The following is a 5,844-nucleotide window of genomic DNA, read 5'->3' as shown; positions in this document are numbered from 1 at the left end:
GCACCGCCGCCAGGGCGCGGCGCAGGTCCGCCGCGCCCAGGCGCCCGGTGAACAGGTGCACCCAGCCGGGGCCCACCTCCTCGGCCAGCGCCCGGGTCACCTCGTTCGAGGGGACGAGCACCGGGCGGTCCAGCGACAGCGCCAGCAGCAGCGCGCCGGAGTTCTGCATCCGCGCGTACGGCAGCACGACCAGCTCCGCCGCGGCCACCTCGGCGGCCAGCTCCGCGTCGTCGAGGTGGCGCAGCAGCACGTCGACCCCCGGGTCGGCCGCGGCCGCCGCGGTGATGCGCCCGGCCAGCGCCGGGTCCGGGCACGCCCCCGCGATCCGCAGCTCCACCGGGCCGCCGGCACCGTCCCGGCCGCCCAGCTCCCGGAACGCCGCGAGGAGCCCGTCGACGTCCTTGTAGGGCCGCAGCAGCCCGACGTGCAGGAACCGCCCCGGCACGGGCCGCACCCCGGGCGGCGGGACGTACCAGCCGCGGTAGTGCCCGTGCGGGACGAGGACCGCGGGGGCCGCCGGGCGCACGGTGCCCGCGGTCGCGGGGGTGAGGTGGACCGTGAGGTCCGTCGCCCGGTCCGCCGCGGCCAGCAGCAGGCGCTCGAGCGGGCCGCCGCGCTCGTGCGGGGCGGGGTTGTGGACCGTGCGCACCAGCGCCGGGCCGCCCAGGGCCAGGCGCGCCAGGAGCACGGCGAACGCCGCCCGGCGCGCCGCGGTCCGCGCCGGGGTGCTGCCGCGCAGCAGGACCTCGGGCCAGTGCACGTGCAGCACGTCGTAGCGGCCCAGCAGCGCGTGCCGCCAGGAGAACGTGCGGGCCCGCACGTCCGGCGGCAGCGACCGCAGCAGCAGGCTCAGGTAGGGGTTGGTGGTGGGCCGCGGGGCGCGGAACGACTGCAGCACCACGAGAGGGCGGTCCACGGCTCAGCCGTACGCCGTGATGAACTCGCGCAGCAGGGTGCTCGTCGTGCCGTGGGTGTACGGGAAGTACACCACCCGCGCCCCGACCTCGGCCATGCTCGCCTCCAGCTCGTCGCCCTTGGGCGTGCCCTTCCAGTCGTCGCCCTTGAAGAGCACGTCGAAGTGCAGCCGGTCCCACATCGGGCGCTTGTCGCTGGTGCAGTCGTCGGCGACGACCGCGTCCACGATCGACAGGCTGGCCAGGATGTCCATGCGCTCGGCCAGCGGCACGACGGGGCGCCGGCCCTTGGTGCGCTCCACGACCTCGTCGGTGACGGCGCCGACGACCAGTTCGTCGCACTGCGGGCGCGCCCGCCGCAGGATGTTGAGGTGGCCGATGTGGAACATGTCGTAGACACCGGGCACGTACCCGCGGACGGTCATCCGGACCTCCTGCTGGCGCTGTCGAGAGCGGTGGTCTGCCGGTACCACGCCACCATCGATGCGGCGGTGACGAGCGCGAAACCCACGGCGAGCGAGCCGTACACCCAGCGGAACCCCGCCGGCCAGCCCAGCAGGGCGACCACGATGCAGAGCACGCCGTAGTCCACCGGCACGGAGGCGAGCGAGCGCAGCACCGAGTGCTGGCGGGCCTCCCCGGCGGCCACGACGGCCTGGCCGTCGCGGGTCCCGGCCAGGCGGCGGAGGTGGTCGTTGAGGATGATGGTGAAGAACCACGTCGTGGCGCAGGCGCTGAACAGCAGCGGCAGCAGCAGCCACGTGGTGGGCAGCGGGTCCCACGCGCGGTAGGCGCCGACGAGGACGGCCAGGTGCAGCGTGGAGGTCTTGGCGGCGTCGACGACGTGGTCCAGCCACTCGCCGGCCTTCGAACCGCCGCCCCGCAACCGGGCCAGCTGCCCGTCGGCGGCGTCCAGGGCGTACCCGAGCACGAGCAGCGCCGCCGCCACGAGCCCGGTCCACCACGCCACCGGGGCCAGCGCCACCACCGCGATCCCCGCGGCGGTGGTGGCGCCGGAGACGGCGGTCACCTGGTTGGGGGTGGCCCCGAGCAGGTGGGCGGCGGCGGCCAGGCGGCGGCCGAGGGGCCGGTTGACGAACCGGGAGTACGCCGGGGCGCCCTTGGCGCTCTTCTGCGCGGCCGCCAGGCGGGCCACGGCCTCGGAGTAGCCCGTCCGCGCCGGCGCGGGCGGGCCGGCCGTCGCGGGTCCGCTCGTCGCGGGGTCGCTCGTCGCGGGTCCGCTCATCGCAGGTCCGCCAGGGACGGCGCCGCGGCGGCGCGCTGGATGGGGGCGCCGTGGCGCGCACCGCCGGCGGCGGCCTTGAGCGGGCGCCACCACGACTCGTGCTCCTCGTACCAGCGCACCGTCTCCGCCAGCCCCTCGTCGAGGCCGACGCGGGGGGCGTACCCGAGCTCGGCGCTGATCCTGCCGATGTCGAGGGAGTAGCGGCGGTCGTGCCCGGGGCGGTCGGGCACCTCGCGCACGAAGCCCCAGTCGCGGCCGCAGGCGTCCAGCAGCCGCTGGACGAGCTCGCGGTTGGTGAGCTCCGTCCCGCCGCCGATGTGGTACGTCTCGCCGGTCCGGCCACCGGCCCGGACCAGTTCGATGCCCCGGCAGTGGTCGGACACGTGCAGCCAGTCGCGCACGTTCGACCCGTCGCCGTAGAGCGGCACCGGCAGGCCGTCCAGCAGGTTCGTCACGAACAGCGGGACGAGCTTCTCCGGGAACTGGTGGGGGCCGTAGTTGTTGGAGCAGCGCGTGACCACGACGGGCAGGTCGTGGGTGCGGGCGTAGGCCAGGGCGAGCAGGTCGCTGCCCGCCTTGGAGGCCGCGTACGGCGAGCGCGGGTCGAGCGGCTGCCCCTCGGCCCAGGAGCCGGTCTCGATGGAGCCGTAGACCTCGTCGGTGGAGACGTGGACGAAGCGCTCCACGCCCTGCCGGCGCGCCTGCTCCAGCAGCGTCTGGGTGCCGAGGACGTTCGTCACGACGAAGTCGCGCGCCGCGTCGATCGAGCGGTCGACGTGGCTCTCGGCGGCGAAGTGGACGACCTGCGCGCAGCCGGCCATGGCCTCGGCGACGTCGTCGGGGTCCGCCACGTCGCCGCGGACGAACGTCAGCCGCTCGTCGCCGAGCAGGCCGGCCAGGTTGGCGGTGCTGCCGGCGTAGGTGAGCTTGTCGAGGACGACGACCTCGGCGCCGGTCAGGTCCGGGTACTCCCCGGACAGGGCGGCGCGGACGTACTGGGAGCCGATGAAACCGGCTGCGCCCGTGACGAGGATCCTCATGCGGCGCAAGCCTGCCAGGTGATGACCCTCCGTGGGGAGGGAACCACCGTCTTGCTAGCACGAGGCGCGCGCCGCCAGAGTGCGCGCGCAAGAACTTCTGGCCAACACCTTACGCTCCGGCCACTAAGCGCATACGCTGTGCAAGCTCGGGGGAGGCACGGGACGCGGGGGGCAGGGTATGAGGGGGATAGTCCTGGCTGGTGGATCGGGCACGAGGTTGCACCCGATCACCCAGGGGATCAGCAAGCAGCTGGCGCCGGTGTACGACAAGCCGATGATCTACTACCCGCTGTCGCTGCTCATGGCGGCGGGCATGTCGGACATCCTGGTCATCACCACGCCCCACGAGGCCGACCAGTTCCACCGGCTCCTCGGCGACGGGTCGCAGTTCGGCATCGCCATCTCCTACGCCACGCAGGCCAAGCCGGACGGCCTGGCGCAGGCCTTCCTCATCGGCGAGCACTTCCTCGGCGGGGACTCGGCCGCGCTCGTGCTGGGGGACAACATCTTCCACGGCGCCGGCCTGGGCGAGCAGCTCCAGAAGCACACCAGCGTCGACGGCGGCTCCATCTTCGCCTACCGCGTGGCCGACCCGGGCGGGTACGGCATCGTGGAGTTCGACGCCGCCGGCAACGTGCTCTCCCTGGAGGAGAAGCCCGCCGCCCCCAAGAGCCGCTACGCCGTGCCGGGCCTGTACTTCTACGACAACGACGTCGTGCCCATCGCCAAGGGACTGCGCCCCTCCGCGCGCGGGGAGCTGGAGATCACCGACCTCAACCGGGTCTACCTGGAGCAGGGGCGCCTGCACGTCGAGGTCCTCCCGCGCGGCACCGCCTGGCTCGACACCGGCACGGTCGAGAACCTCATGGCCGCCGGGGAGTACGTCAGGGCGCTGGAGGTGCGGCAGGGGCTGAAGGTGGGCTGCCCCGAGGAGGTCGCCTGGCGGATGGGGTTCCTCGACGACGAGGCCCTGCTCGCCCGGGCCGACGCCCTGTCGAAGTCCGGGTACGGCGAGTACCTGCGAAACCTCGTGGAGCCGGTCCGGTCGTGCTGACGCGCGCCTGACACCGGCCGGGCGGCCTCGGCCCGAAACCCGCCGGGCGGCGTCAGCGCGCGCCGGCGTCCGCCGCCAGCACCTCGGGAGCCGCTGCGGCCCAACGGCTGCGCCAGTCCCCGATGGGTTCCACGCCCGCCGCCGACGTCGCGCCCGTCGCCAGCACGGAGAACGCCGGGCGCGGCGCCGGGCGCGGGAAGTGCGCCGTGTCGGTCGCCGCCACGCGCCCGGGGTCCAGGCCCAGCGACACCGCGACCGCGCGGGCGAACTCCCACCACGAGGCGCGGCCGGCGCTCGTCGCCGCGTACGCCCCCGCCGGGGCGCCCGCGGTCACCAGGTCCAGCACCTGCCCGGCCACGTCCACCGTCCACGTCGGGGAACCGACCTGGTCGTCGACGACCGACACGGTGTCGCGCTGCGCCAGCAACCGGGCGATCGTCCGCGGGAAACAGCCGCCGTGCCGGCCGTACAACCACGCCGTGCGCACCACCAGCGCGTCCGGGCACGAGGCCCGCACGGCCCACTCCCCGGCCGCCTTCGTGCGCCCGTACGCCGACCGGGGAGCCGGCAGCGCGTCCTCCGGGTAGGGCTCGTGCGCCGTCCCGTCGAAGACGTAGTCGGTGGAGACGTGCACCAGCCGCGCCCCCGCCGCCGCCGCCTCCCGCGCCACCACCGCCGCACCCCGGGCGTTCACCGCGAACGCCGCCGCCTCCTGCTGCTCGGCGTCGTCCACCGCCGTCCACGCCGCGCAGTTCACGACGACCGCAGCACCCGCCACCGCCTCGGCCACCTGACCCGGCACCGCGACGTCCACGTCGCCGCGCGCCGCGGCCACCACCTCCAGCCCCCGGCGGCGCAGCAGTTCCACGACGTCCACGCCCAGCATCCCGCCAGCCCCGAGAACCACCCACCGCCGCGTCATGGCCCCATCCTGCCGGGAGGTCGGTGCCCCTATGGTGCGGGGATGGACGTCGAGGAGATGGGCATCGAGGGCGCGTGGTGCTTCCGCCCCCGGCAGCACACCGACGAGCGGGGGGTGTTCCTCGAGCAGTTCACCACCGCGGCCCTCGAACGGGCCACCGGGCACCGCATGGACGTGGCCCAGGTCAACACCTCCGTGTCCGCCGCCGGCGTGGTGCGCGGCGTCCACTTCGCCGACGTCCCACCGGGACAGGCCAAGTACGTCACCTGCACCGCCGGTGCGGTGCTCGACGTCGTCGTCGACGTCCGGGTCGGCTCACCCACCTTCGGCGAGTGGCGCGCCGTCCTCCTCGACGACGTCGACCGCGCCGCGGTGTACATCGCCGAGGGGCTCGGGCACGCCTTCTGCGCGCTGGAGGAGGGCTCCACCGTCGTCTACCTCTGCTCCACCGGCTACGCCCCCGGCCGCGAGCACGGCATCCACCCGCTCGACCCCGAGCTCGCCATCGCCTGGCCCGGCACCGACCGCCGCGGCCGGCCCCTGACGCACCTGCTCTCGGCCAAGGACGCCGCCGCCCCCGGCCTGGCCCGCGCCCGCGACGAGGGGCTGCTGCCCCGGGCGGCCGCCTGCGCGACGGCGCCCCGCCAGCCGGCCGCCCGCGGCTGAGG

7 protein-coding genes are annotated in these 5,844 nt (G+C 75.1%); 2 read left to right on the top strand and 5 right to left on the bottom strand.

Features of this window, described 5'->3' with window-relative positions:
- The 4 genes from ABEB16_RS13580 to rfbB all read right to left on the bottom strand — a co-directional run.
- Positions 1–916 (bottom strand): glycosyltransferase (locus ABEB16_RS13580; RefSeq protein ID WP_345712778.1); only part of this gene is annotated, 916 nt, incomplete at its 3' end.
- Positions 917–919: 3 nt separating this feature from the next.
- Positions 920–1,339: an FAD synthase family protein gene (locus tag ABEB16_RS13575; protein WP_345712777.1), complete on the bottom strand. Its 420-nt coding sequence runs from the start codon at positions 1,337–1,339 to the stop codon at positions 920–922.
- Positions 1,336–2,160, bottom strand: a complete 825-nt coding sequence (locus ABEB16_RS13570; RefSeq protein WP_345712776.1) for a CDP-alcohol phosphatidyltransferase family protein — start codon at positions 2,158–2,160, stop codon at positions 1,336–1,338. The genes ABEB16_RS13575 and ABEB16_RS13570 overlap by 4 nt, the downstream gene beginning before the upstream one ends.
- Complete coding sequence (rfbB, locus tag ABEB16_RS13565; RefSeq protein WP_345712775.1) at positions 2,157–3,200, bottom strand: dTDP-glucose 4,6-dehydratase; 1,044 nt, start codon at positions 3,198–3,200, stop codon at positions 2,157–2,159. The genes ABEB16_RS13570 and rfbB overlap by 4 nt, the downstream gene beginning before the upstream one ends.
- 178 nt (positions 3,201–3,378) lie before the next feature.
- Between rfbB and rfbA the strand changes: the two genes are divergently transcribed.
- Positions 3,379–4,254: a glucose-1-phosphate thymidylyltransferase RfbA gene (rfbA, locus tag ABEB16_RS13560; RefSeq protein ID WP_345712774.1), complete on the top strand. Its 876-nt coding sequence runs from the start codon at positions 3,379–3,381 to the stop codon at positions 4,252–4,254.
- Between the two features lie 52 nt (positions 4,255–4,306).
- Here rfbA and rfbD read toward each other — a convergent pair whose 3' ends face one another.
- Positions 4,307–5,176: a dTDP-4-dehydrorhamnose reductase gene (gene rfbD / locus ABEB16_RS13555; protein ID WP_345712773.1), complete on the bottom strand. Its 870-nt coding sequence runs from the start codon at positions 5,174–5,176 to the stop codon at positions 4,307–4,309.
- 42 nt (positions 5,177–5,218) lie between these two features.
- On the opposite strand from rfbD, the gene ABEB16_RS13550 reads away from it, so the two are divergent.
- Complete coding sequence (locus ABEB16_RS13550; RefSeq protein ID WP_345712772.1) at positions 5,219–5,842, top strand: dTDP-4-dehydrorhamnose 3,5-epimerase family protein; 624 nt, start codon at positions 5,219–5,221, stop codon at positions 5,840–5,842.
- The last annotated feature ends 2 nt before the right edge of the window (positions 5,843–5,844 follow it).

It is taken from the genome of Kineococcus glutinatus (assembly GCF_039542765.1).
In the GTDB taxonomy this organism is placed as follows: Bacteria; Actinomycetota; Actinomycetes; order Actinomycetales; family Kineococcaceae; genus Kineococcus_A; species Kineococcus_A glutinatus.
This window is presented reverse-complemented; position numbering and strand designations above follow the sequence as displayed.